Source organism: Anaerolinea thermophila UNI-1 (assembly GCF_000199675.1).
GTDB classification, from domain to species: domain Bacteria; phylum Chloroflexota; class Anaerolineae; order Anaerolineales; family Anaerolineaceae; genus Anaerolinea; species Anaerolinea thermophila.
The window spans coordinates 1,910,202-1,936,340 of the sequence record NC_014960.1; the positions used below are offsets into that span (position 1 = coordinate 1,910,202).

Consider the following 26,139-nt stretch of genomic DNA (forward strand, 5'->3'; position numbering starts at 1 on the left):
ATGACCACACAACGCTCTCGAAAAGTCCTTCACATTGGCGCAGCCTATTACCCTGAACACTGGAAATCCGAGCAGTGGTTAAGTGATATCCGCCTGATGCAGGAACTTGGCTTGAGCGTCGTTCGCATGGGGGAATTTGCCTGGTCCAGTTTAGAGCCCTCCAAAGGGAATTTTCAGTTTGAATGGCTTGATCAAGCCATCAACCTTCTTGCTTTGCACGACATACGAACAGTCCTGGGGACTCCCACCGCTGCCCCTCCAGCCTGGCTTGTGAGTGAGCACCCTGAGATACTAGCCACAAACGAAGAAGGAAGGAAAGTTCAATTTGGAAACCGATGCCATTATTGCGTAAATTCAACGGCTTTTCATGAGGCAACGGCCAAGTTGGTCAAAGCCATGGCAGAACATTTTGGGAGCAATCCCAACATCATTGGCTGGCAAATTGACAATGAATTTAATCGAGTTTGTTATTGCGAACACTGCCAGGCTCTTTTTCAGGAATACCTCAAAGAAAAGTATAAATCTCTGGACGAATTAAACCGACGATGGACTACTGCATACTGGAGTCAAACCTATAACGATTGGAGCCAGATTCCCATCCCAATTGGTCCCCACAACCCTGCACTCATGCTGGAATGGAAACGCTTCGTCACCCGAAGTTACCGGAAATTTCAAAGAATGCAGATTGACCTCCTGAGACCTCACCTGAGAGAAGAAGTGTGGATCACCCACAACTTCATGGGATGGTTTGACGGGTTCGACCACTATGAAATGAGCACTGACCTGGATATGGCTTCATGGGACTGGTACATTGGCATGGGGCATAACGAGCCCGTGTTCTCGAGCGCCACCCATGACCTCACTCGCGGATTCAAGAAGAAGAACTTTTGGGTAATGGAAATCCAGCCCAATACGGTCAATTGGGCAAAAATCAACAATCCTCTTTACAAGGGTGAAGCCAGAACCATGGCATGGCAAGCCATTGGCAAAGGTGCCGACGCTGTGTTGTACTGGCAATGGCGTTCTGCGCTCAATGGACAGGAGCAATTCCATGGAACGCTGGTGGATCAATCCGGTCAGCCAAGGCCCTTCTTCGAAGAAGTGAAGCAAATTGCCAAAGAGTTCAGGGAACTTTCTTCAGTATTCGAATATACCCAGGTTGAGTCCCGAGTAGCCATCCTTAATGATTATGAAAGCCGTTGGGCAATTTCGTGGCAGAAGCATCACCGGGATTTTGATTATGTGGCGCTTCTGCTGTCTTACTACCGGCCCCTATGCCAGTTAAATATTCCAGTGGATATCATCTCTCCCGATCAATCTCTGGAAGAGTATAAACTTGTCCTGGCTCCAGCGCTCACAATTGTAGACGAGGCGCGCATTGCCCATTTAAAGAGTTTTGTGGATAACGGTGGGCATCTGGTGCTGGGAGCACGAACAGCGGTCAAGAATCGTGACAATGCCTTTCATCCGTTGCGCCCCCCGGCATTCCTCACTCACCTCACCGGGGCAGAAGTAGAAGACTTTTATGCCCTCAACGAAGAAGTACCTCTTCAAGGCAACTGGTTCACTGGAACAGCGCGAATTTGGGCAGAACGGATGAAGATTATTGATCCAGACTCTACCCTCCCCGTAGCAACTTATGGCGTTTCGAATGGCTGGCTCGATGGTCAAATTGCCATGACGATTCACAACCACGGAAGCGGATTGGTTTATTACGCGGGCGCTTATCTGGATGACACAGCGATGTTCGCCTACCTCAAAAGGGTTGCAACAAATGCAGGGGTTCAGGGGTTATTTGAAGCACCTGCGGGAGTGCAAATCTATCGCAGGGTACGCACATATGACAAGAAAGAAGTATTTGTAATTGTCAATCACACAAGAATGGAACAAATTGTCAAACTGGACAATAATACTTACGATGATCACATCAGTGGTAAGCGTATTGCCGGACAAATTCGGCTCTCTCCATATGGTGTTGCCGTTCTAACCAAAACAATTTGACAATGGGGAAACCTCATTGAATACCTCACATTCTAAAGGTTACGTCATTGCTCTGGTTGGCACACTGCTGTGGTCTGCCACAGCAGTGTTTATTCGTTACCTGAACCTTGAATACAAAATTCCTGTGCTAATTCTGGCGTTTTGGCGCGATTTATTTACCGCTGGAATTGTTTTCCTTGCAATGGCTCTGCTTAAGCCCTCGTTAATCCAGAAAGGTTTCTCTCATGTAAGATTTTTCCTCGGATATGGCGCTCTTCTGGCTGTTTTCAACTTCCTCTGGACCTTCTCGGTTTTTTTAAATGGAGCCGCAATCTCAACAGTTCTGGCTTATAGTTCTGCTGCTTTTACCGCAATCTTTGGATGGCTTCTCTGGAGAGAAGAACTGCATCTTCCCAAAATCATGGCTGTAGTTTTCAGTATCATTGGCTGCATCCTGGTATCTGGAGCTCATCAAGTCCAGCAGTGGACATCAAACCCCATTGGAATTCTAACGGGGTTACTTTCCGGGATTGCCTTCGCCGGCTACACCCTTTTGGGACGATTGGCTTCACAAAAGAGGATTCCCACACCAACCGTGCTGGGGTACACCTTTCTGACCGCTGCGTTACTCCTCCTGATGGCTAATGCCTTTTTTCCACTCAAATGGATTGACAGCCGCAATTTGTTGTGGCTGGGTAACCGGTGGGATGGCTGGATGGTTTTGTTCCTGTTAGCCCTGATTCCAACGATCGGCGGATATGGGTTGTACACCTTCAGTCTGAATTTCCTCCCTGCCAGCATTGCCAACCTGATTGCCACCCTTGAACCCTCTTTTACTGCTCTGCAATCATACCTCCTTCTTGGGGAGCGCTTTACATCCGACCAAATTCTGGGAAGCGTTCTTATCCTTTTGGGCGTTATTCTCTTGAGATTGAATGAGATCAGACAATCTAATCAAGAAAGAAGGACTGCATATGAAACCACTTCCTCCCAAACCCCTGTTATACGAGATTAACACTGCAATCTGGCTTGAGGAACTATCTCACAAAACCGGAAAGAAAATTACCTTAAGCACTATTCCTGAAGAAGAATGGGACCGGCTTCGTAATTTTGGCTTTCACATGGTCTGGCTCATGGGGGTTTGGAAACGCAGTCCAATGGGAACTCAAATTGCTTTGCAAAACACTGGTCTAACAAAGGAATTTCAGCAAGTTTTGCCCGATTACACCCCCTCTGATGTGATTGGCTCCCCCTACTGTGTGCAAGCATATCAAGTAGATGACCGTTTTGGAGGCAAAGAAGGCATTTTGAAAGCAAGAAACGCGCTTCATGCGCGCGGAATGAAACTCATCCTGGATTTTGTCCCCAACCACATCGCCCCGGGCCATACCTGGACAGAGCATCATCCCGAATATTTCGTGCAAGGCACAGAAAATCACCTCAGAAAATTCCCTGATGCTTATATTCGCATTGGGAAACATATTTTCGCAAGAGGGAAAGCCCTCAATTTTCCTGCCTGGCAAGATGTTGTTCAACTGAATGCCTGTCATCCGGGTCTCAGGAAGGCAATGATAGAGACACTGGTTGAAATAGGTAACCTTTGCGATGGCCTGCGTGTGGATATGGCGATGCTGATGTTGAATTCCATTTTTCAGCACACCTGGAGAACACACGGGATCATCCCACCCGAAAAAGATTTTTGGGAAGAAGTGATTCCCGCCGTTAAGAAAGAACATCCCCATCTCTTTTTCATGGCAGAAGCCTACTGGGATACCGAACCCGTCCTTCTTGAGCAAGGATTCGACGCCTGTTATGACAAGAGGCTCTACGACTACCTGAGGGATCGTTCTCCTAAATTGATCAGGCAACAACTGTCTCGTTCATCCGATTTTCAAAACCATCTGGTCTGCTTTATAGAAAACCACGACGAAAAAAGAGCCATCACCGCGTTTCCTTACAATCAATGGAAACTTGCGGCTCTGGTTACTGCGAGCACACCAGGAACCTTTATGCTTCATGAAGGTCAATTAGAAGGGCGCTCGACTCGAATCCCGGTTTTTCTTGGACGCCGTCCTGAAGAAAACACTTCTCAGGAAGTTGCGGAATTTTACACGCGGTTGCTTGCCTTGCTCGAACGCACGGAGCTTTCAGGAACTTTCCAATTACTACCTTCCCCCCATCCAGTTTTGTGTGGATGGCGCTGGCAATTTCAGAATCAGTCTCTGGTCTTCTGGTGCAATCCTACCAGACGAGTTGCTTACCTCAAGGACGATATAGTACCTTTATACAACCCCTTTTGGGCAGAAGGATTTGTTCCACAAGGAAACAAACAAGGTCATTACGCGTTTCAACCTTTTGGGTTTGCAGTATGGGAAATGAGTTAAATTTCAGCATTCTGCAGGGCTTTTCTGACCGCCTGAACCACAGTCTTCACCTTTTCCTCACCCATTGTGGGATACAACGGCAAAGTCACCTCTCTCAGCCCTACCATCTCAGTCCTAGGCAGAGAGAGGTGTCCGTACTTTTCACGGTAGTAGGAGAAACTATGAATAGGTGGGTAGTGGATCGAGGTTTGCACTCCTTGTTCACGCATGAACTGCATAAAACGCTCACGACTCGCTTTGGCTGGAAGAAGAACAGGGAACAAATGACAGGCAGATTCTCCGGGAGTGCTGGTGAATGGAAGAACCAGAGGTAAATCCGCCAATTCCTGCCGATACAGGTCTGTCCATTGTCTTCTCAAGGCATTGTTTCTGGAAAGTTTCTGCAATTGTGCAATCCCCAAAGCAGAATGAATTTCATCAATTCGATAGTTGTATCCCAAGGACAAAACATCGTAACTAAACGCATGCCCACGATGGCGATCATAGGTCAGGGTAGTCATACCGTGAGAGCGAAGCAAACGAATTTTCTCCGCCAAATCTTCTCGATTGGTAATCACCATGCCCCCCTCACCAGTAGAGAGGTTCTTGTTCGAGAAGAAACTGAAACATCCAATATCCCCCCATATTCCCAGGGGTTTACCATTCAGGCTCGCTCCCGGAGCATGGGCGGCATCTTCAATGATTACAAGATTGTATTCACGCGCAATCCTTGTTATTTCCTCCATTTGACATGGATACCCCCCGTAATGCATGACGATAATGGCTTTGGTTCGAGAGGTAATTTTTTGGCGAATTTCTTCAGGATCCACGGTTAAGTTTTCCAACCCAAGGATATCTGCAAATCGCACATTTGCCCCTGTATAAAGTACGGCATTTGAGGTAGCCACAAACGATAATGAGGGGACAATCACCTCATCACCAGGCTGAATTTCCAGGGCTAAACAAGCAAGATGCAAAGCCACCGTTGCATTGGCTACCCCAAAAGCGTATTTGGCACCATGCATTTCAGCAAAAGCCCTCTCAAAGTCTTGAGTGATCTCTCCCATAGTGAGCCACTTTCTCTTGAGGACATTTAGCACTGCATCGGCTTCCTCTGGTCCGTAATCCAGATCGGCTAAAGGTACTCGCCATTCCATGTTGGCTCCTCTGGCAAAATTTGATTGCGAATTTGCTCAAAGTCAAGATTGGCTTGCTCGTAATCGTCAGGACGCCCTAAATCCTTCCAGTAACCGTCAAACGGATAGGCCACAACTTTCTCGCCCACTGCAAGCAAATTCTTCACCAAATCAGGGAAATCAAGATATTCTCCCTTAGTGATGTAACGCAAAACTCGTGGCTCAAAAACGTAAATCCCCATACTCACCTGATATTCCAACGTAGGCTTTTCAATGTAATCTACAATTTCATGTCCTCCATTGACATGAATCACCCCTAAATCAATAAAGACCTTACGCCGATGCGTGGCAATGGTTGCAATTCCCCCAGATTGATCATGAAATTTAATCAGGTCTGTTAGACTCAAGGTAGTTAAGACATCGCCATTGGTGACCAGAAAAGTCTCTTCCAAGCCTTCTATCAGGGCGAGGGGACCTGCTGTTCCCAGAGGATGACTTTCATAACTGTAACAAATCCTTAAACCCAACTGCTGCCCATCTTGGAAATATGCTTTCATTAACCCTGAAAGGTGACCAACGGTCAGAATAACTTCCTCAATTCCTGCACGTTTCATCTGAAGCAACATAATTTCAAGGATGGCTCTATCTCCCACAGGTAACATCGGTTTTGGAATAATACGAGTATATGGCGCGAGGCGTGTACCCTTTCCACCAGCAAGGACTACTGCTTTCATCTTCTACCCCCTTAACGCTGATAAACGGAATTTGGGTAACTGGATAAGTGCTCTTGAATCCATTCAAGCGTTTGTTTCAAACCTTTGCTCAATGTCCATTCGGGTGCCCACCCCAATCTCATCTGAGCCTTTGAAAAGTCCGAAAGAAGACGCATGACTTCTGATTTTTCTGGTCTGAAACGTTCTCTTTCCTGTTCGACAATCAGTTCTTTTCCCAAAATTTGTGCCACCCGATCAATTAATTCGCCTACCGTTACCTCTTTGCCTGTTCCAAGATTGAAAGTTTCCCCCTCAACCCCGGGAACACTCCCTGCTAAGAGAAATCCCCGAACGGTATCCAGCACAAAAGTGAAATCCCTCTTTGTAGTAAGGTTACCAATCCGAATCCTTTCACTCGTAAGGGCTTGTGAGATAATGGTTGGAATAACTGCTCTGGCAGATTGACGAGGGCCAAAGGTATTAAAAGGACGGACCGTCACCGCTGACAAATCATAGGTGCAATAGAAACTTTCAACCAATTTGTCCGCGCCGATTTTACTTGCCGCATAAGGCGATTGAGCATGAAGCGGATGCTTTTCATCCATTGGAGTATAGAGCCCGGTCCCGTACACCTCGCTGGTAGATGTATGGACCAAACGAGAAATCCCAATCTCCCGACAGGCTTGCAACACATTCAACGTACCCAGAACGTTGGTTTCCACAACTTCACGCGGGTGTAAATAAGAGTAAGGGATGGCAATTAACGCCCCAAGGTGAAAGACCACATCCGTGCCTTTCAATGCCCCCACCACTGCATTGTAATCCCGCAAATCTCCAAAACGAACCTCTACTTGCCTTAACACTTGCTCTGGGATAAATCTCAGCAAACCAATATCTCCTCTGGAGTTATACCGCACAAAAGCCCGCACCGTGGCACCCTGAATGACCAGCTGTTCGACTAAATGACTGGCGATAAATCCTCCGGCACCCGTAACCAAAACCCGGGAATTTTTATAAAGGTTCTGTTCCATGTTCCTCCTCAGCAATGTTCCTTTGAAGTTGGGCTAATTGACTCCGGGCTTCTGCAACATTCCCTCTTTCCAAAAGCGAATCGATTTCTGTTATTTTTTTATGAATGCTAAGCATATCTGTTTGAACAAATTTCTTTGTCCAACCTACCGGGGTATTCTCTCTACGAATAAAATCCCAAACCGCGGACATCAAATCGGGGAAAATCAACAATCTCGCAGTAGTTTTCCGACAAATATTCAAAATACGTTGTCTTTGCTCGGGGAGAATTTGTTGAATAGCAAAAATGATCAAACCGATATCCAGTCTCTGCACCAATTCGGGAATGGACTCTGTGGTAGCCAGAACTTTTTTTCCCTGGACACTCATTTCAACTTTGCGAGGATCGTCATCTACAAACCCCACAACCTGGTATGCCCTTTGCAATTCCCCGCGCTCGAAGAACCATTTTGCCATCTCCCCTAATTCGCCCGCACCAACAATCAACACTCTTTCTCCTAAAGCGCGCGGTTTGGTCAAGCGCATCCACCGGCTGGCAAACCCTGTAATCAATCGCTCACGATAACGAACGGCTGTAAAACCCGACCATGCAAGTCCCCCGGATACGAACAACAATCCAAGCGGGAAGTTGGTATTAATCCCTCCTATCATCGAGAGACTTGCCAGAATCACCAGAGAAATTCCTGCCGAAGCCAGCAGTTCAAACACGGCGGATGGCGGCGCTTTTGACCAGCTAACCTGAGTTAGTCCAAACAAAGAGTTGACCAGAGTAAAACAAAAAGCCATCGCAAATGACAAAATTAAAGCATTTCCCCACCCAAGGTTCAGAGGTCCACCAAGCAATCGCCACCCTACACCTACTACCCAAATCGAGACCAGAGAAACCAGGAAATCTATTGCGCTCCAATTAAGGACACGGCTGAATAAACGAGAAATTGGGCCCCAATATAACAAGTGGGTTGGAATCTTAACGGCACGCAACCTTGGTAAAAGAGCCACCAGCGTCCAGAAAATGACATCCAGATCTGTAAAAACCGTGCGATATCGCAAGTAGAGTTGGTCCAACCTCAATTTGGAAGGCAAAATATCCTGAAAATAAATCTCCAGCACTGATCCGCTTTGTAACAGCGACTCCTCATCGCGGTAAAGTACTGAAGCCGGGCTGGTCACGCCAGGGCGAACAGACAACAGTTGCTCTCTAACTTCAGGATCCCAAGACTTCACCAGTTCAGGATCTTCAGGACGAGGGCCTACCAGACTCATATCCCCCACAAGCACATTCCATAATTGAGGCAGTTCGTTAATCTTTGTATCGCGGAGCCAACGACCAAAAGGAGTTACCCGACGATCTCCTCTAGCCGTGACAGGTAAACCGGCGTAGCTCTGTGGATCCTCGTACATAGTCCGAAATTTGAGGATCCTAAAAATTTTTCCGTTCTTGCCCACCCTTGGGCCCCGGTAAAATACAGGCCCTGGACTGTCTTTCTTAATCAAAAAGGCAATGAAAAGAAAAAAGGGAGAAAGAAAGATTAATCCCATCAAGGAAAGAAAAATATCCATACATCGGCGTAAAAAATTATCCATCCAAGTCCATATCGGATGTCTGGAAGTATGCGAGTAAAGAACAGACCCACGAATTACCGTCTCTGTCATAGATCCCCCATCAATGGCAAACCTTTTTTATTATCCTAGCACAGAAACTGTAAGGGATTCCACCTATCCGGTTACAATTTTATTGCAACCTTTAAATTTTACTGGATATGTTTACATTCTATGGTTAGAATTGATTGTAGCACAACCAAGAAGTCCGTTTTTTAAGAACTTTTGTTATACTTAGACACAGGGGGAATGCTACCTATCAGAGGTAATTTTTCCATGGAAGATTTTGCAGAACCAGTACAGCAACCTTCTACAGATTTACGACAATATCTCTGGTTATTATGGCAATGGGGCTGGTTTATTGCCTTAGCCGGGGTCCTGGCAGCAAGTGGAGCTCTTATTTTGAGTTTACTGCAAACTCCCATTTACGCTGCTTCTACCACTATTCTGGTGAATGAAGCCAGATCAGGGCAATACTACGATTCCACTGCCATCATCCTCACCAACGAGAAGTTAACTCGCACATATGCCGAGATGATGACAAAGCGCCCCTTACTGGTAAAAGTGGCTCAAAAACTTAATCTTCCATATGTCATTGACACCGTAAAAGTAACACCGGTACGCGACACTCAATTGATGCAAGTAATTGTTGAGGACATCAACCCGGTGTATGCCTCCGATTTTGCCAATGAGCTGGTCAATGCCTTTGCTGAGCAACTGCAAGAAATGCAGATCTCCCGTTTTAAAGCCTCCAAAGAGAACCTTCAGAACCAGTTATCCTATCTGGAACAGCAAATTCAGGAAAACTCATCGGCTTTGGAGAAAATTTTGCAAGAGAACATTTCCGAGGTGAAACGCACCAACCCGGATGCCGCAAATGGCACTTTAAGTAATGCAACGATTGAAAACCTTGCCAGGCAAATAAACCAGGCAGAAATTGATCGCCTCGAAACTCGCCTAGCGCAGTACCGGCAAATTTACGCCTCGGTATTAGCCAGTTATGAACAAATCCGTCTGGCAGAAGCACAGAACATCACCAGCATAATCCAGGTGGAACCAGCAACCCCGCCTGATAAACCTGTTCGACCGCAAACCTTGAGAAATACGGCTATCGCCGCGTTGGTAGGGATTTTCCTGGCAATTGGAATTGTTTTCGCACTGGACTTCCTGGACGATACCATTAAATCCCCCGATTGGATTACAACACAAACCAAACTTCCTGTAATCGGCACCATTCACACCTTTGACCCCAAAGCAGGCGATCCGGTGGCCTTAAGTTCACCCCGTTCCCCGGTCACAGAATCTTTCCGCTCGCTCCGAACAAATGTTCGCTATGCCAGCGTGGATCATCCTCTCCGCGTGCTCCTGGTCACCAGCCCTACCCCTGAAGATGGTAAAACCACTGTAGCGATTAATCTGGCGGTAGTTATTGCACAAAGTGGTAACCGCTCGGTTCTCATCGACGCAGATTTACGCCGCCCTCGGATTCATAAAGTACTGGGATTGGACAATCGGCAGGGGCTTTCAGGACTTTTCATTCAGAATCCTACTATGTTGAACGGCGCTTTACAACAAACCCGCCTTGAGACCCTGAAAGTTCTCCCAAGTGGAGGGACGCCTCCCACTCCTTCTGAACTTCTTGGTTCTCGTAAAATGAAAGAAATCCTTGACAGCGTTGCCAGCGAAGCAGAAATGATTGTGGTGGACACGCCTCCCGTCCTTTCTGTGACAGACGCCGCAGTACTTTCACCCCTTGTGGATGGCGTGCTACTGGTAGTCAAAATGGGTACAACAAAGCAATCCGCACTGCTCCAAGCCGTGGAACAACTTCAGCAAGTTAACGCAAGAATTCTGGGCGTAGTCGTAAATGGTGTCAATCCTAAAAAATCTCACTATTACTACCGAAATTATGGCTATTATCAATACTATTACTATGGAGACAACGGGAATCTCAAGAAGAAACGCAAGACAGCCATATCCGAACCAGGATCACAACCTGTAACGTCCATAAATCCTCCTTCTAAGCCTACATCAAGGTAGAGCAAACAAAAAATGGAGTGTGGATATAGAACACACACTCCATTTTTATTATAAGTCAAAGGATTAATGGTCGTAACCCTCCAAATTTTCCACTCCGGGTAACTTCCCTACAAGCAGTTGAGGATTATGAATGAGAACCGGTAAATGTTGAGGGCAAATAAAGTACGTCTCGTCCCGGTATTGTAAAGTAATTAACGGCACAGTTCTATGATCCAGCCCACAAAAAACGCATTGCTGTTTTGCTTCTACCATATCTGATTACTCCTGATTGATTTTTTAGCATTTTACAAAATATGAAACGGTTTTATCTTTGCGCTGTATCAATCAAAAGTGTTTTTATTTATTCTTTTTGAAGTAAACATCAGCGTAGACAGCTAAAACCAGTACAATGCCCTTAAGCAGGTACTGCCACGCTGGCTGGACGTTCATCATTTGAAGGCCATTGGTCAAACTGCTCATAATCAGAGAACCAATCATAGCGCCAAAGACCGTACCCACCCCTCCCAACGTGGAGGTTCCGCCCAAGATACAGGAAGCAATTGCATCCAATTCATAACCTGTCCCTGCGGCGATTGTTCCATAACCGACGTAGGAAGCCAGGACAATTCCCGAAACACCCGAGAGGAAACCCATCAACACAAAGATCATGAAAATATTCTTGCGAATATTGATGCCCGAAAGGCGAGCGGCTTCACGATTTCCACCTATTGCATAAGCATAGCGACCGAAACGGGTGTTACTGGAAATATAGGACATGAGGACAGCGGTAATCGCTAACAACAGAACAGGGGTTTGAACGCCATTGTACAGGTTAACAATGTACACGTAAACAATAACCAGAATAGAGAAGAAAGTTGTGGTTAAGATATCCAGGGAAAGACTGGATAATTCAAACCCGTACTGGCGTTTTCGCTGACGGCTTCGCAACATGGAATAGAAGAGCAGAATCACCACACCAACCGCTAAAACCCAACCAACCCACAAGGGAAGATATCCCTGCGCAATTTCGGAGAAGCCGGGTTGGTTGGCAGGAATGGTTTTCCCTTCTGTAACAATCAAAATTCCCCCATTCAGGATCCACATTCCACCCAAAGTCACAATAAATGAGGGGACTTGCAGGTATGAAATGATATAGCCCTGAATTACGCCAAACAAAGTCCCTACACCCAAGCCTACCAACACAGAAAGAGCAGCAGCCAGAATAGGCTGATTTGGCAAGAGATGATTCCAGATATTCGCCTGGAAATATGCCACTACAACCGAGACAAACCCCGCCAGTTTCCCCACAGAAAGGTCAATGTTTCCGGTGACAATCACCAAAACCATTCCGGCAGCGAGGAATGAAGTGACCGTCATCTGACGGAACAGATTGGAGAAATTCTGAGGCTTCAGGTACGCACCACCGGTCAATATCGTAAACAGTATCCAGATAGCCACCATTGCCAGAATGATGGTGTAGGTCTGAATATTGAGGCGGAAACGCTTGAGAATCTCATCCCAAATATTGATACGGGTTTTTGTTTCGCTGATTGTTGCCATAGGTAGTTCCTCGTTTCAATCAAAATTTATACCATCTCGGCAATACCAGTTGCCAGCGTCATTATCTTTTCCTGCGTCGCTTCATGAATGGACAGACACCCATTGGAACGTCCTTCATGCATGACAACGATGCGGTCGCTCATACCTAAGACTTCCTCCAGTTCGGAGGAAATCATGATAATTGCAACGCCTTTTTCTGCCAGTTCATTCATTAACTTGTAAATTTCATACTTTGCCCCTACGTCAATACCACGTGTCGGATCATCCATGATCAAAATTCTTGGAGAAGATAACAGCCACTTGGCAATAACAACCTTCTGCTGATTTCCTCCAGAAAGTGAGTCGCATGGGGCTTGCAAGGTAGAGGCTTTTATGGCTAAATTCTTGGCTTGAGCCACGGCGGCTTTCAGTTCTGCCAGTTCATCAATACGCATAAAGGAAGCAAAGCGATCCAGGTTCGGTAAAGACACATTCTTCAGAATAGACTGCATCAGCACCAAACCCTGGCGCTTCCGATCCTCAGGCACCAGACTGATGCCATATTTCATGGCATCACGCGCGCTGTGAATATGAATCTCTTTCCCATCCAGTCGAATCTTGCCCTGGGTAATCTTTCCATATTCCCCAAATATCGTGGTGACCAGTTCTGTGCGCCCGGAGCCCATTAACCCAGCAATTCCAAGGATTTCTCCTTCACGCAAATCAAAACTGACCCCATTCAGAATCTTCTTTTCTGGATCATTCGGGTCAATAGCATGTAAATTCTCTACCTCAAAAATGACTTTCCCAGGATGACGATTCCCCTTGGGAAAACGCTCCTTCATCTCTCTCCCAACCATGTAACTGACCAATTTTTCCAAATTCAGTTCCCGGGTTGGGGCAGTGATGATGGCTTTGCCATCCCGCAATACTGTGATGGAATCGGTGATGCGGAAAAATTCCTCCAATTTATGGGTAATGTAAATGCAGGTTACGCCATGCTCCTTGAGCGTTTGGAGGATCTCCATCAGCTTGTCTACTTCCGCTTCTGTGAGAGCACTTGTTGGCTCGTCCAGGATTAATACTTTAGCATTTTCGGCAAGGGCTTTAGCGATTTCTGCCATTTGCATTTTGCCCACGCCAAGATATTTCACAATTGCCTGTGGTTGAATATCCAAGCGGTATTTTTCCAGGATTTTCGCGGTATCAGCATACAAACGATCCCAATCGATTGATCCATTTGGCAAAAGGGGTTCTTTTCCCAGGAAAATATTCTCCCCTACCGTCATATTGGGGACGAGAGTCAACTCCTGATAGACAATGGCAATCCCCTCTTCTATTGCCTGGCGAATGGAACGATCTTCAAGGCGAAGTTCCTTTCCATCGTACAAAATTGTGCCTTCATAAGTCCCATAGGGATATACCCCGGAAAGGATCTTCATTAAGGTAGATTTTCCCGCACCATTTTCCCCACAAATGCCGTGGATTTCCCCGCGTTTAATCGAAAAAGACACATCATTCAGGGCAACAACGCCCGGAAAACGCTTGGTAACATTATGAAACTCCAGAATATTGTCTTCCACAGGCTCTCTCCTCATTGCAGTCATTTTCCCCGGCTCCCCGAAGGGAGCCGGGGAATACGTTAACTCGTCACGTTATGGTCTCGGAGGACGCTGGTCTTCAGGAATATCGCGATAAACATCGTCGTATTTCTGGAAGCCACTCTTCACGACCAAATCGTACACATTGTCCTTGGTGACCTGAGAAACCGGCAGGAAGTAGCAGGGCACTTCACCGGTCTTGCTGGGATCATTGGTGAGTTCAGCCATAGTGTAATTCTTCAGGCCTTCGATCTGCTCACCCTTGATCAATTTATCAGCAAGATCCACAGCCAGCGGCGCCAGGTCACGAATGTCTTTCAAAATCGTGACCGTCAATTCGCCCTTGACAATGCTATTGCAGCCATCTGCCGTGGCATCCTGACCGGAAATCGGCACAACGCCTGCCAGTTTCTGCGCCTTCAAGGCTTGCAGAGCCCCCAGAGCGGTTCCATCATTGGAAGCCACCACGGCGTCGATGTCATTCTTCTGCGCCGTCAGGATGTTCTCCATGATCTTCAGAGCATTGGCGGGATCCCAGTTATCAACCCACTGGTCAGCCACGATTTCAATCTTGCCTTCATCAATGTACTTCTGGAGAATTTCGTCCTGCCCTTTGCGGAAGAGGATGGCGTTGTTATCCGTGGGGCTACCGCCGAGTTTGACAACCCGAGCCTTACCCTTGGAAGCCACATCCCAATTATCAATATCCAGGGCTTTCATCACGCCCAGCGCCTGCTGACGCCCCACTTCCACGTTGTTGAAGGAAATGTAAGCAGCAATGCTGGTGCTCTTGATCAAGCGGTCATAGGCAATAACCTTCACACCCGCTTTCGCAGCCTTTTCCACTGCAGTGACGATGGCATCGCCATCTTCCGGGACAATGATGAGGGCTTTCACACCCTGGCTGACCATATTATCCACCTGGTCATTCTGCAGTTTAACATCGTGGTTGGCTTCCTGGGAAAGAACTTCGTAGCCCTTCTCTTCCAGCAGTTTGCGCATCAATTGCTCTTCATTCTTCCAGCGCTCGGTGGCGAAATCGGAGAACGAAAGGCCGACCTTAATCTTCTCGGTTTTGCCACCGCCACCCGTATTGGCAGGAGCAGAGCACCCTAACAGGCTGGTGAGCGCCATGATGATCACCACGATCACAATGAGTGAGCGATACAGTTTGCGTTGCATTTTTCCTCTCCTTCAAGTGTAAATATTATACGAAATTTAGTAGATTGTATGGATGAAAGAACTGATTTGTCTCTTTCTTATTCCGAGCACCACCTCCTTTAGACATCCAATTTACTGAGGATTTCGGTTTCGACCCGGGGATGGGGAATTTCAACCTGTAACAAGGTTCCCCCTCCCGGTTGATGCTGAAGGCGAAAACGTCCGCCCAGTAAAGCAACCCTTTCATTGATTCCCAATAAGCCGTAATGTCCCTGAGCGTTCAACTCATTCAAGTCCAGTTCTTCTGGAATGCCCTGCCCATCATCCATGATAGAGACTAACAGGGTGCGGGGAGAAGTATGCTGAACTTTTACCTCTACTCTTGTGGCATGAGCATGCTTCCAGACATTATTCAACCCTTCCTGGATAATTCGAAAAATGGAAAGTTCTGTCAATTCTGGCAAACGCCCCAAATTGGGATCGAGTTCCAGACTCACTTCTATGCCGGTGCGGTCAAACCATTCTTGTGTGTAAGATTGAATGGCTGCACCCAAACCCAGGGAGTCAATCGTAGGTGGACGAAGGTTGCCGCAAATTTGTCGTATTTCTCCAACCAATTTTCGAATCTGGCCGCGTACCTGACTGAGTTCACTTTTTTGTCCGGAAGGGTTTTCTTCAATCTCCTCAAGTCGGTAATTCACACTGAGCAAATCCTGAATAACATCATCATGGAGTTCCCGTGCAAGGGATTTCCTCTCTTCCTCCCTTTCAGAAAGCAAACGCCGATGCGCCTCTTGAAGGGCAAGATTGGCTTGATCCAGCGTGCGCAATTGCTCAGATAATTGCTCAAACAGTTGGCGGTTAAGTGAGTCTTGTGCCGCCAGGTCTTTTTCCAGCAACATCTGATAGTATCGCAACCGCTCCATGGATTCCCGGGTACGATAAATGCCGTCCAGTGCCCAAAGCACAGGAGTTAGATCCCGGCCATCGTCATAGCCGAAGAGGGCTGCTACGACCTCCTCGCGGGTAGTGTGATCCGTATCCAGTTCTGCAACCTTCCTACCCTGGCGAAGGATGAGAATTCGGTCACTGACCTGGAAGAGATGATCCAGGTTGTTACTGCTGAACAATACAGCAACCCCCTGATTCCTCCATGACTGAACCAGGCTCAACAGACGTTGCTGATTGGGATAAGACAAAAGAATGGTGGGCTCATCAATGATCACCAACCGCACCGGCTGGGTGAGTAACCTGCCAATGGCAATCATCTGACGTTGTTCACTGGACAATTCACCCACCCGTTGATGTAAGCTCTCTATCCTGATATCCAGTTGTTGCAGGATTTGACGGGCTTTTTCGTCCATTTGCTTCCTGTCCGGGATACGCCACCAGCCCATGAACGGAGGAAAACCAATTTCGTGTCCAAGGAATAAATTGCTGGTGATGTCCAGCCGGTCGGCCAGTTCGGGTTTTTGATGAATTACTCCAATCTGGTAGTCTTTGGCGTAAAAGGGCCAGCGCAAGCGTCGTGTCCCAAAGTACACATCTCCAAAATTGGGGGAATATAAACCAGCCAGCATCAGGATTAATACCGATTTTCCAGAACCAATACTCCCCGCCAGCCCAACCACTTCTCCCGGATAGAGATCGAAACTCACATTCTGGACAGCGGTCAGGCTTCCAAATGTTTTGGTCAAATTGATTACACGCAATAAAGGTTCCGGGCTCACGGCATTCCTCCGGGGGAAGGAAACTCTCCCGTTTCCCACAATCTCATCATGGCTTCTACTTCTTTCTGCGTCACGACACGTAAACCAGCATCAATAAAGTCTGGAGTAGATTTTCCATAAATCAGTTTATCGTACAGTATCTGAATGGTATCGTACCCCCATGCCCAGCAATTCTGATCAATCAAACCTGATAAATACCCATCTTTGAGAAATTCCAGTTCCTCTGGCATGGTGTCCCAGGAGACTGTTTTCAAGTTCCCTTTCAGTGCGGCTTGTTCCCATAACGGCATAGAGCCTCTACCAGCCAGCAGGGGCCACATCCCGACAAAAAACCACCCATTCAAATCAGGAAAGGCCTGCATGGTTTCTTCTACAACCTGGACACTCAAATTGATATCATCATTGGTTGAGCGCACCGCCACAACTTTAATATCTGGGTACTGGTCAATCACTTCGCGAAATCCACGAATCCGTTCCTCGAGGTTGTATGCTCCAGGCACACCGGTAAGAATAGCAATTTTCCCCGATTCACCCATTGCCTCAATCAGCAACTTTGCAGCTTGTTTACCCCCTTCCACGTTATTTACACCAAGATAGGCAAACCTTTTGCTTTGTGGAGAATCCGAATCCCACGTTATCACCGGGATACCAGCATCTACAGCCTGATTGATGGGATTAATACAGGCAATCGGGTCATTACAAGATATGGCAATAGCATCTACTTTTCTGGCAATCATATCTTCAACTACTCTTGCCTGTTCCATCGCATCTGAACTTACCGAGCCTGTATAAATCACTTCAACCTTCACATTCCCTGTTGCAGAAAGTTCTGCCGCCCGCTGGAAAGCCCCTTTGCGCCCCAATTCAAACACAGGGTTGTCAAGGGCTTTGGGAATCCAGGCAATTCTCAAGGTACGCACCTCGTCCTTCCGATCGGTAGACAAAGGTTGACAGGCAACCAACCCTGGGAGAAACAAGAGAAAAAGGAGCATAAAGCGCAATCGCATTTTCTCTAGTCCTCCTGAAGAATTTTTCTGCGGCGAAAATAATCAGCCAGAAGAGCAATCAATGTCGCCACTCCAATTACAGCAGTCTGCCAGTTAGCCGCAACCCCAAGCAGCACCAGCGCGTTGTTCAGCACCTGTACAAAAGCCGCTCCCAGCAAAACTCCAGTCACTCCGCCTTCTCCCCCAAACAGACTGGCACCCCCGATAACCGCAGCGGCAATGATGCTCAGCTCATATCCCTCAGCCGCCGTTGGAGCAGCTACCCCCAATCGAGCAGTCAGGAGTAAACCGCTCACCGCCGCAAGCATGCCACTCATCACGTAAACTAACGTTTTGACCCGCACATGATCCACACCAGCCACAACCACTGCCCGTTCACTATTGCCCAGGGCAAAAATGTACGTGCCTAAAACCGTGTTATTCATAACAAAGGCAACCAGCAAGGCCAAAACAAATGTAACTACGAGAGAAATGGGGAGAAGGAAGTTCCCCAAAGCTAAATCAAAGCCAAGTGCTCGAAAGGAATCGGGAAAATCACGCACGGGCCATCCACGGGTCCAACCAAAAACCAAGCCACGACTAATACTCATGGTAATCAAAGTCGCAATAAAAGCAGGCAGACGCACCTTCGCCACGAAAAACCCATTGATCAATCCAATCGCTGCGCCTACTGCGATTCCAAAGAAGATAGAAAGCCATACCGGGAAACCAGCTCTTAAAGAAAACGCGGTGACCACACTGGAAAGTGCCATCACCGCGCCCACGGAAAGGTCAATTCCTCCGGTAATAATCACCATGCTCTGCCCTAAAGCCGCAAGCGCAATCCAGGCGAAGTTTCGCATGAGGTTCAACCAGTTATTGCGTGTTAAGAATGTCTGCGTTGAGAAGGACAGAATAAGAACTAATAACTGCTCTGTTGCAAAGATAGGTTAGGAAGAGATACACCTAGCGGTGTATGTTGTAGACCAGTCCTTTGATAATCGGTTCTCGGTTTTGCAGGCTGCGTTTCCGCGAGCGGATGGCTTGCCCGAATTTGCGCTTGATGACCGAATTCACGGTTTCGGTCTTCCAGCGTTGACCATAGAGACCATCCAGGCGAGCCGCAGAGACAAGCTCGCTTCTTGCTCGTCGTTCAGGGGCCAGCAAATTTCCACCTCGCCGAACGGGTGGAATCAAGTCTTGAGGCCGGACAGTCCGACCATCGAACCCTGAATCGGCCAGCAAGACCCAAGCCCGACGTTTGGCAAACCGCCTGGCTTTGCGGCGCAGATAGCCCAGATAAGGGGCATCGCTACCTGGACCCCAGCCGGATTGCATCGCAAGGATGAATTGCGAGACAATTCCAACGGCATAAACGCCCTTCGCCCAGTGGCGATAGGCTTTTCCCGAACGGCTTTGGTAGTAAGAACTGGCCGGGCCGGGTGAGAAGCCGGTACTATCGGCAGCCACCCCTTCTTCTTCAGGCCGTCCGATTTCCTCGAGCAAGGTCTCGTTCATGCGCATCCAATCCGCTTTGCGTATCTTGGCGTAGGTACGTTGCAGGGTCGTATGATCGGGAACACGCGGTAATTCCAGCTCCTTACCAACCGCATCGCTTGCCAGCAGCCATTCTTCCATGTCGCGATAGCTGAGATTCAGGTAGAACATCAACAAAACACAGGCCCCCAACTGCGGCAACGTGAAGTGATGGGGACTCTTGGCATGTGAATACATCGGTAATGCTTGTTTGGCAAGCCGGTAGGCGATCCTCGCCACTCGGACGTATCTGCTTTCTCGTGTGGTCATACCGTATGTTTACCACATTTCAACCATGATTGCAACAGAGCAACTAATAACAGCAAAACAAACGTCAAGATAACATCCTGGCGAATAACAAAGGCATAAAACACTCTACGGAAGGATAATTTTCCCAAACGCCTAATCCAGGTTCGTAAGGAGTCCATCATCGAAAGAGACACCATAACAACTATGAAATTAACCTTTTTGGGACTGCTAAACAAGTAAGGAATCCCCTAAGGCATACAGGGAATTCCCCTAAACGGGTATTATAATCATATTCATGAAACCATTTCGGGTCTTGCTTGCCGATGATCATGAAGTTGTTCGAGCAGGAATACGCCGTGTTCTGGAAGAAATCGAAAATATCCAAGTTGTGGCTGAGGTGGGAGATGGGAAGACTTTACAACAGGAAATCGCCCGCCAACTTCCGGATTTGATCCTGATTGACGTTACCATGCCGGACTTTGATCCTATTTCGGCTATCCATTCAATACGCCTTAATTATCCCACTCTCAAAATTTTAGTGGTCAGCGCATACGATGATAATGTGTACGTCCAGGGTTTGCTCAGCGCCGGAGTCCATGGATATCATCTGAAAGACCAACCTTTGAATGACCTGAAACTTGCCGTACAACGCGTGTTAAGCGGGGATCACTGGATTTCAAGCCCGTTAATTGGAAAACTCGTGCATGCCCTATCCAATTCTTCTATTCCTGGATTGACACCACGCCAGCAGGAAATTCTGCTTTACCTGTGGGAGGGTAAAGATAACCAGCAAATTGCACGCCTTACCGGGCTATCGGTAAAAACAATTGAGAATCACCTGACCCGCCTTTACCGTTTGTTGAACGTACAAAGTCGTTTAGAGGCTGTCAATTACCTCAATCAGCATCCGGAATTGCTTGGACAACACAATCCAACCTCGCACAATTCTCCCGAGCATTCATCCAAATCAGATTTTCCAGTAGCCGTTTTAATTGTGGATGATAACCCCCGTTTTCGACAACAACTGGCACATGTCATGGGGAAAATAAACAATCATTTATCGGTGTATGAAAGTGGAGACATCACTTCAGCGGTCTTAATTTCTCAAAAAATCAAGCCTTTAGTAGCTTTCATTGATGTTGTTTTGCGAGGGGATGAAAATGGCATTCAATGCACTCGTCGAATCCGTGCAGTTTCCCCTCAAACACGCGTGGTACTGATCAGCGCTTACCCGGACCGGGAATTTCACCGGCTTGGGATGGAAGCCGGCGCTGTAGCATTTATTGACAAAAAGGACCTGGATGTTAAAACCCTGAGAACAATCCTGGAAGACTGTATATCCACCACAACCAGTTCATCCTGAAGAATCATGGCGGTAATCGTGGTGAATTCCTTTATCTTCCCTGCTACTTAATTCCTGAGCCAATTCGCCAATCATGCTGGCTCCATGACGATACTGAAAGGGCCACATACTGCGTAAGTGAAAGAACGCTACTCGATCGCCATCCTGAAGAATATGGCTTAAATCCGGTTGAACTCCAGGCATTGCGCTCAGCAACCCATTGATAAATGTGATGCCTCGTTCTTCAGTGGGCATCTGAATCTTCTTCAATAGATCAGCAACAGTTGCTCCTTCGGGCAACTCCAGATAAAGGTTGGCAAAACCGGGTTTTGCCTGCTCACCCCCATATTTGGCTAACTCCCCATAGAGCCATACATCTATGCGAATCGTCATAGTGCTCCACCTCCAATCGGCGAAAAAATTCCTACTTCATCTCCATCTTTGAGTCTGGTATCCCACGAACAGGCTCGCCCTGCCACAAAAGCCACCTTAACTTCCTCTTCCGGAATCTTCAAGATAGTCAGGACATCACGAATGGTAGCCCCGTCGGGTAAATTCACCGAAATAGGTTGTCCCGCACGAACACCTTCTACATAACGGACAAGGGTGGCGTACAATTTTACTTTCACCTGCACCTTTACCTCCTAAGGACAGCGAACAATATCCTGCGCCCACAGGCAGTCTGCACAAGATGGATTCCACCCCCAGCATCCTTCATTTCGCTGGCGCAAATCACAAGTTTCTCTTAAGTCGCAATCAGGACAGGATGGGAAATGAAATCCCATGACTTCACTTCTGAAACGCACGTATTCCTCGCTCATCCAGATTTCTTCTAAGGGTGTTTCATTCACATTTCCCAGAAGATAGCGGGTGACCTTTTTACGTAAACCATCCACAGCATAATAGTGATAATTATGAGAGAATGCATAGCATGGCGATACCCCTCCATCCCACCCCACTACTGTAGCGCGGTCATAAACAAAACGACAACGCCGTTCCGCTCCCCAATGCATTCGTGGCATATCCAGGGTGCCCCACATCACCCATCCGCTGACTCGTACAGGCCAGGAACCGCCTTTCAACGGGGCTTGAGGTCCATAGCCATACAGAACTTCTTCACGCATTTCTTCCGTGTAAGGCAAAACATTTGTCACTAAAATCCGTGCCGCGTTCAAATGAGAGGCTAAACCAGCCAGATGAGGTAATTCCTCCACATTACTCTTTAATGCTACGAACTCAATCCCTAACGCCGGGATGACTGTGGATAACTCACTCTTAATACGATTGACCCGACGAATATTTTCCAATACCTGGGCCAGCATAGCACCACGCACGCTGGAATAAGTTTCCGGTTTGACCCCATCTACCGAAACAACCAAACGGTCTACACCGGCTTCCACCAGCATTCGAGCCTTATCTTCGTTCAACAACAAGCCATTTGTTCCAACCGTCACCGCGATTCCTCTACGACGGATTTCTTCGATCATGTCAAAGATGTTCTTATGGGTGAGCGGCTCGCCAAACCCTGTAAAAACTACCCGTTTTAACTCCGGCAGATGATCTATCCCCTCCAGAATGCGTTCAAAAGTTTGCATGGACATCTGGGCTTCCTCATCTTCCCAGACATTCCGGATACAGGTCACACAATGCAAATTACATCCTGTAGTGGGTTCAATGTAGAGTTTTCTGACATCCGGTTTTCGAGGGTGCAGGATTAAATCCCCATCACGTTCGTCTAACCAATACTCAGCCCCTGCAGGCATTTGACGTCGTTCGAGAAAAGAGAAAGGGAGCTGAAGCCGCCCTTCCGAATCGGCAATTAACTTGGGCATGGGTTCCTCCCTTTGAGAAAATGGGTGGGCAGAGAGAATCTCGCCCACCCTTTTCCACCTTTGTCAGAAGAGACTAAAGTTCGGCATAAACAGCATCCAGCACTTCATCAGGCACATCAAACACCTGATTGTGCGGTGGCAACGGTTCACGCTTCATGAACTCGGGCATGCGGTCATGGGCTTTGGTGAATCCTGCCGCCTCATTGAATGCACGCTCAACTTTGAGGATCTCACTTCCGATGCGCAGGACATCATCCGCTGTCCATTTTGTCCCCAGTACGCCATTGCATTCATCAATCATGCCCTGATACCCGCTGGCAATATCCAGAATGGGGAAGGCAATGAACAAACAATGCCCGGAAGAGTCGATGAACGCTGTAGTCGCCTGGAAAGCACGGCTCAAAGCAGCCTTTCCTTCGTTGGAAAGGGGATCAGCCTTTCCACCCACGCTCAAAATTTCGGGGGCAATGGTGTACCCAGCAGTATGGTCTGCACCCATCGTAGTGGTGGCATAAGTTACCCCAATACCCTTCACCGCACGAGGCTCGTAAGCCGGCATGCTTTGCCCTTTCACTGCAGGGATGCGAGTTACACCCAGTACCTTACCGGCGGTCTCAGTCCCTGCGCCTAAAATGCGCCCGAGGTGAGTCCCCTTGCCCATTTCATGGAGTAACTGGATAGCACCTTTTGCATCGCCAAAGGGAATAACTCCCGCTTCCATGGCTACCGCAATTGTGCATCCGGTCTCAATGGTGTCCAAGCCATAGGCATTGCACAGTTGAACCATTTCGCCAATCGCATCCAGATCATCAATGCCACAGTTTGCACCCAGAGCCCAGTCGGACTCGTACTCAACGCACGAGGTAATTTCTTTGCCATTTTCGTCGTAAAGGGTATTGGAACACTGGATGATACATCCGGGGCTGCAAGCGTGGTTATAGAGATCCTTGCCAAGGCGCTGTTTGTTGGTCTCGAAAATGGCTTCTCCGGCAATCTTTGCCGCACCTTCGAAACGTCCACTGGAGAAGTTACGTGTGGGCAACCCGCCAGCCTCGTTCAAAATATTGACGAGCACCGCCGTTCCGAACGAGTTCAAGCCGCCTTTGGGTTTGGTGATATCATGCGAGCGAATTGCATCAATCATCTTCTTGCGCCCTTCGTCAAAGAGGGCTTTGTCAACAATTTCAACTCCGGGTGCTCCTTTGGCATCAATCACAATGAATTTCACCCGCTTACTACCCATCACCGACCCCAAGCCACCACGTCCAGAGTAACGGCTTGGACGTTTTGCCAAATCGTTGTAGACGATGCCCGCATTCCCATAACCATACTCACCAGACACCCCACACCCGGCAAAGGAAATGCGGTCGCCAAATCGTTCAAACAATTTTGGGGCTACTTCATAGAGGTCTTTGCCGGTGTATTCAGTGGCATCAAAGAAATCCACCTTAGGCTTTCCCGCATCAGCGTCCCAGGAAAGATGAATACCCCAAAAAGTCTTTTTATCCTCCGGAAGCCCTTCCAGGATTAAGGCTTTGATGCGCATCACCGCCAAATCATGCGCCCAAGGAGACCCTGCATTAGACTCCTTAATTCCCCCAGTCAATGGAGACTTTCCTCCAGCAGACACACGAGCAGAGGTTGGTGCGGATGTCCCCGTAACAATACCTGTGGCAAAAATCAGTTTGTTACTGGGACCCAGTGGATGCGCCAGCGGGGGCACTTCATCGTAAACAATTTGGGAAGTCAGCCCTCGCCCTGCCAGATACTTGTATTTTTCCGGCACATCTTCAAATTTGACACTGCGGTCCGTCATATTGATTCTGAGAATCCACATAGTCTGTTCCTCCTTTGTCAAACGGAATACTGAAATGTCGCGGGAAAAAACGACAAAATGTTCTCTGCCACACCTCCTTGAAAAAAATGACGAAAGAACCACGTTCAATCAGCAGTTTCCTCTCATTCCCTTTTTCAGGAAAACGCTGATTAACTCCAAATTTTTCAAAACTTACCAATAAGTTGGGATTTCTTAAGATGTGAGAAAAGTTTCAAAATTAATTATATGATTTTTTTCCCTGAGTCAATTATGCCAAAGATCATATTTCTCATTTCTTCTCTGGGAGATAAAAACAAAAAGAAGTCAAAATTTGAGTGTGGTATAATGCCAGCAGTCGGGAGTACCCGTTGAATTTGGTTAAGGAAACTATGACTGGAGAAAACCAAACAACCCAAACGAAAATTTGTCCCACCTGCGGGACTCGACTTTCAAGCAATGCAACTCGTTGTACCGTCTGTGGTACAGTATTGGTGGACGCAGAAGGGAAAACCGGGAAAGATCGTACCGTTCCAGAAATTTCCCTCTCATTACCTGCCTTGCTTGGCTTAATTGTATTGTTGCTCGCCGTTGGCGCAGGAACTGTATATGCCGTATTTCAATTTACTCAACCTGCACCTCAATCGGTTTCTGCCCCCACATTGACGCCATCCATCACGCCTACTCATACAATGACACCCACTCCATCGCCCACAGCAACCTTAGAACCAACAGCAACAGAGCGCCCTCCATTTGAGTACAAAGTGGCTCCTCTTGATACATGCATCTCGATTGCCTCCACTTTCAACGTTTCTGTTCAGAGTATCATCATCCTGAACAAGTTGCCGGCTGCCTGTGATAATCTGGTAGTCGGACAAACCCTTCTCATTCCATACCCCACTGTGACCCCGACTCCTCTCCCAACGAATACGCTGGATCCCACCCAACAAGCAGAAGCGGCTTGCGAGAAACTGGAGTACACCGTTACCGAAACCGATACGTTGAGCAAAATCTCTGCCAATTATGGGGTCAGCGCTCAAGCCATTCGGGATTATAACGGTTTACCCGGAGACATTATCTTCCCTGGGCAAAAATTGATTATTCCCTTATGCGAGCGTGGTCCCAAACCAACTCCCACCCCGACCCCTATTCCACCCTATCCCGCTCCAAATCTGCTCTTGCCTACAGACGGAGCATCGTTCTTATCCCTGAACGATATCATCACCCTGCAATGGGCATCGGTTGGGGAGCTTCGTCCAAATGAAGCCTATGCAGTCTCCCTGATTGACGCAACCGATAGCAGTAAAGGGAAATTTGTTGCCTACGTCACAGAAACCAAGTACATCGTCCCTGAACAACTCCGCCCAACGGATGGGAAACTGCACATATTCCGCTGGTCTGTTTTACCTGTCCGTCAAACCGGGACAAACAAAGAAACAAACGAGCCGATTTGGGAGCCCGCAGGGGCAGTCAGCGCCGAACGGGTTTTTGCGTGGGCAAGTAAATAAACC

Annotated in this window: 21 protein-coding genes and 1 pseudogene; 7 read left to right on the forward strand and 15 right to left on the reverse strand. The window is 47.7% G+C overall.

Annotated elements, in window-relative coordinates; genetic code table 11:
* The 3 genes from ANT_RS08530 to ANT_RS08540 are packed head-to-tail and all read left to right on the forward strand — an operon-like array spanning position 1 to position 4,364.
* Positions 1-2,001, forward strand: a complete 2,001-nt coding sequence (locus ANT_RS08530; protein ID WP_013560107.1) for a beta-galactosidase — start codon at positions 1-3, stop codon at positions 1,999-2,001.
* Between the two features lie 16 nt (positions 2,002-2,017).
* Positions 2,018-2,995, forward strand: a complete 978-nt coding sequence (locus ANT_RS08535) for a DMT family transporter (RefSeq protein WP_013560108.1) — start codon at positions 2,018-2,020, stop codon at positions 2,993-2,995.
* Positions 2,955-4,364, forward strand: coding sequence for an alpha-amylase family glycosyl hydrolase (locus ANT_RS08540; protein WP_013560109.1), 1,410 nt, complete (start codon positions 2,955-2,957; stop codon positions 4,362-4,364). Before ANT_RS08535 ends, ANT_RS08540 begins: the two co-directional genes overlap by 41 nt.
* Here the strand turns inward: ANT_RS08540 and ANT_RS08545 are convergent.
* From ANT_RS08545 to ANT_RS16305, 4 genes are read right to left on the reverse strand one after another with little or no spacing between them, the layout of a single operon-like run.
* Positions 4,361-5,500 carry a DegT/DnrJ/EryC1/StrS family aminotransferase gene (locus ANT_RS08545; RefSeq protein WP_013560110.1) on the reverse strand — a complete coding sequence of 380 codons (1,140 nt, stop codon included), beginning with the start codon at positions 5,498-5,500 and terminating at the stop codon, positions 4,361-4,363. The genes ANT_RS08540 and ANT_RS08545 overlap by 4 nt on opposite strands.
* The gene (locus ANT_RS08550; RefSeq protein ID WP_013560111.1) at positions 5,479-6,213 is read right to left on the reverse strand and encodes a nucleotidyltransferase family protein; all 735 of its coding nucleotides are present in this window, start codon (positions 6,211-6,213) and stop codon (positions 5,479-5,481) included. The genes ANT_RS08545 and ANT_RS08550 overlap by 22 nt, the downstream gene beginning before the upstream one ends.
* An 11-nt stretch (positions 6,214-6,224) precedes the next feature.
* Positions 6,225-7,223: a GDP-mannose 4,6-dehydratase gene (locus tag ANT_RS08555; protein WP_013560112.1), complete on the reverse strand. Its 999-nt coding sequence runs from the start codon at positions 7,221-7,223 to the stop codon at positions 6,225-6,227.
* Positions 7,204-8,874, reverse strand: coding sequence for a sugar transferase (locus ANT_RS16305; protein ID WP_013560113.1), 1,671 nt, complete (start codon positions 8,872-8,874; stop codon positions 7,204-7,206). The genes ANT_RS08555 and ANT_RS16305 overlap by 20 nt, the downstream gene beginning before the upstream one ends.
* A 222-nt stretch (positions 8,875-9,096) precedes the next feature.
* On the opposite strand from ANT_RS16305, the gene ANT_RS16820 reads away from it, so the two are divergent.
* Positions 9,097-10,860 carry a polysaccharide biosynthesis tyrosine autokinase gene (locus tag ANT_RS16820; RefSeq protein WP_070105123.1) on the forward strand — a complete coding sequence of 588 codons (1,764 nt, stop codon included), beginning with the start codon at positions 9,097-9,099 and terminating at the stop codon, positions 10,858-10,860.
* Between the two features lie 336 nt (positions 10,861-11,196).
* On the opposite strand, the gene ANT_RS08570 is transcribed toward ANT_RS16820, so the two are convergent.
* From ANT_RS08570 to ANT_RS08600, 7 genes are all read right to left on the reverse strand, one after another.
* Positions 11,197-12,399: a sugar ABC transporter permease gene (locus ANT_RS08570; RefSeq protein WP_013560116.1), complete on the reverse strand. Its 1,203-nt coding sequence runs from the start codon at positions 12,397-12,399 to the stop codon at positions 11,197-11,199.
* Positions 12,400-12,425: 26 nt separating this feature from the next.
* A complete protein-coding gene (locus ANT_RS08575; RefSeq protein ID WP_041454855.1) occupies positions 12,426-13,961 on the reverse strand; it encodes a sugar ABC transporter ATP-binding protein in 1,536 nt (511 codons plus the stop codon).
* 72 nt (positions 13,962-14,033) lie between these two features.
* Positions 14,034-15,161: a D-xylose ABC transporter substrate-binding protein gene (locus tag ANT_RS08580; protein WP_013560118.1), complete on the reverse strand. Its 1,128-nt coding sequence runs from the start codon at positions 15,159-15,161 to the stop codon at positions 14,034-14,036.
* A 98-nt stretch (positions 15,162-15,259) separates the two neighbouring features.
* Positions 15,260-16,870, reverse strand: a complete 1,611-nt coding sequence (locus ANT_RS08585; RefSeq protein ID WP_013560119.1) for an ATP-binding cassette domain-containing protein — start codon at positions 16,868-16,870, stop codon at positions 15,260-15,262.
* A complete protein-coding gene (locus ANT_RS08590) occupies positions 16,867-17,877 on the reverse strand; it encodes a sugar-binding protein (protein WP_013560120.1) in 1,011 nt (336 codons plus the stop codon). The genes ANT_RS08585 and ANT_RS08590 overlap by 4 nt, the downstream gene beginning before the upstream one ends.
* A gap of 5 nt (positions 17,878-17,882) precedes the next feature.
* Entirely contained in the window at positions 17,883-18,719 is an 837-nt protein-coding gene (locus tag ANT_RS08595) for an ABC transporter permease (protein WP_013560121.1), read from the reverse strand.
* Between the two features lie 103 nt (positions 18,720-18,822).
* Positions 18,823-19,632 (reverse strand): transposase, encoded by an 810-nt coding sequence (locus tag ANT_RS08600; RefSeq protein ID WP_172634560.1) that lies wholly within the window; start codon positions 19,630-19,632, stop codon positions 18,823-18,825.
* Positions 19,633-19,936: 304 nt separating this feature from the next.
* Here ANT_RS08600 and ANT_RS08605 point away from each other — a divergent pair, with 304 nt between their 5' ends.
* Entirely contained in the window at positions 19,937-21,004 is a 1,068-nt protein-coding gene (locus ANT_RS08605; RefSeq protein WP_013560122.1) for a response regulator, read from the forward strand.
* Here the strand turns inward: ANT_RS08605 and ANT_RS08610 are convergent.
* From ANT_RS08610 to ANT_RS08625, 4 genes are all read right to left on the reverse strand, one after another.
* A complete protein-coding gene (locus ANT_RS08610) occupies positions 20,996-21,376 on the reverse strand; it encodes a MoaD/ThiS family protein (RefSeq protein WP_013560123.1) in 381 nt (126 codons plus the stop codon). The two genes, ANT_RS08605 and ANT_RS08610, sit on opposite strands and share 9 nt — an antisense overlap.
* The gene (locus tag ANT_RS08615; protein WP_013560124.1) at positions 21,373-21,618 is read right to left on the reverse strand and encodes a MoaD/ThiS family protein; all 246 of its coding nucleotides are present in this window, start codon (positions 21,616-21,618) and stop codon (positions 21,373-21,375) included. The genes ANT_RS08610 and ANT_RS08615 overlap by 4 nt, the downstream gene beginning before the upstream one ends.
* Positions 21,619-21,627: 9 nt before the next feature.
* Positions 21,628-22,815: a tungsten cofactor oxidoreductase radical SAM maturase gene (locus ANT_RS08620; RefSeq protein ID WP_013560125.1), complete on the reverse strand. Its 1,188-nt coding sequence runs from the start codon at positions 22,813-22,815 to the stop codon at positions 21,628-21,630.
* 73 nt (positions 22,816-22,888) lie between these two features.
* Positions 22,889-24,652 (reverse strand): aldehyde ferredoxin oxidoreductase family protein, encoded by a 1,764-nt coding sequence (locus ANT_RS08625; RefSeq protein ID WP_013560126.1) that lies wholly within the window; start codon positions 24,650-24,652, stop codon positions 22,889-22,891.
* 368 nt (positions 24,653-25,020) lie between these two features.
* On the opposite strand from ANT_RS08625, the pseudogene ANT_RS18165 reads away from it, so the two are divergent.
* Both ANT_RS18165 and ANT_RS16310 read left to right on the forward strand, forming a co-directional pair.
* Positions 25,021-25,116 (forward strand): annotated as a pseudogene (locus tag ANT_RS18165) (zinc-ribbon domain-containing protein); the annotation flags it as partial.
* A gap of 276 nt (positions 25,117-25,392) precedes the next feature.
* On the forward strand, positions 25,393-26,136 hold the full coding sequence (locus ANT_RS16310; protein ID WP_172634602.1) for a LysM peptidoglycan-binding domain-containing protein: 744 nt from the start codon (positions 25,393-25,395) through the stop codon (positions 26,134-26,136).
* Positions 26,137-26,139: the final 3 nt, after the last annotated feature.

What these genes read in the sequence shown, in the direction of transcription:
- ANT_RS08530 (WP_013560107.1), top strand. Translation starts at nt 1, where the DNA reads ATGACCACACAACGCTCTCGAAAAGTCCTTCACATTGGCGCAGCCTAT.
- ANT_RS08540 (WP_013560109.1), top strand. Translation starts at nt 2,955, where the DNA reads ATGAAACCACTTCCTCCCAAACCCCTGTTATACGAGATTAACACTGCA.
- ANT_RS08545 (WP_013560110.1), bottom strand. Translation starts at nt 5,500, where the DNA reads ATGGAATGGCGAGTACCTTTAGCCGATCTGGATTACGGACCAGAGGAA.
- ANT_RS08550 (WP_013560111.1), bottom strand. Translation starts at nt 6,213, where the DNA reads ATGAAAGCAGTAGTCCTTGCTGGTGGAAAGGGTACACGCCTCGCGCCA.
- ANT_RS08555 (WP_013560112.1), bottom strand. Translation starts at nt 7,223, where the DNA reads ATGGAACAGAACCTTTATAAAAATTCCCGGGTTTTGGTTACGGGTGCC.
- ANT_RS16305 (WP_013560113.1), bottom strand. Translation starts at nt 8,874, where the DNA reads ATGACAGAGACGGTAATTCGTGGGTCTGTTCTTTACTCGCATACTTCC.
- ANT_RS16820 (WP_070105123.1), top strand. Translation starts at nt 9,097, where the DNA reads ATGGAAGATTTTGCAGAACCAGTACAGCAACCTTCTACAGATTTACGA.
- ANT_RS08570 (WP_013560116.1), bottom strand. Translation starts at nt 12,399, where the DNA reads ATGGCAACAATCAGCGAAACAAAAACCCGTATCAATATTTGGGATGAG.
- ANT_RS08580 (WP_013560118.1), bottom strand. Translation starts at nt 15,161, where the DNA reads ATGCAACGCAAACTGTATCGCTCACTCATTGTGATCGTGGTGATCATC.
- ANT_RS08590 (WP_013560120.1), bottom strand. Translation starts at nt 17,877, where the DNA reads ATGCGATTGCGCTTTATGCTCCTTTTTCTCTTGTTTCTCCCAGGGTTG.
- ANT_RS08595 (WP_013560121.1), bottom strand. Translation starts at nt 18,719, where the DNA reads ATGCGAAACTTCGCCTGGATTGCGCTTGCGGCTTTAGGGCAGAGCATG.
- ANT_RS08605 (WP_013560122.1), top strand. Translation starts at nt 19,937, where the DNA reads ATGAAACCATTTCGGGTCTTGCTTGCCGATGATCATGAAGTTGTTCGA.
- ANT_RS08610 (WP_013560123.1), bottom strand. Translation starts at nt 21,376, where the DNA reads ATGACGATTCGCATAGATGTATGGCTCTATGGGGAGTTAGCCAAATAT.
- ANT_RS08620 (WP_013560125.1), bottom strand. Translation starts at nt 22,815, where the DNA reads ATGCCCAAGTTAATTGCCGATTCGGAAGGGCGGCTTCAGCTCCCTTTC.
- ANT_RS08625 (WP_013560126.1), bottom strand. Translation starts at nt 24,652, where the DNA reads ATGTGGATTCTCAGAATCAATATGACGGACCGCAGTGTCAAATTTGAA.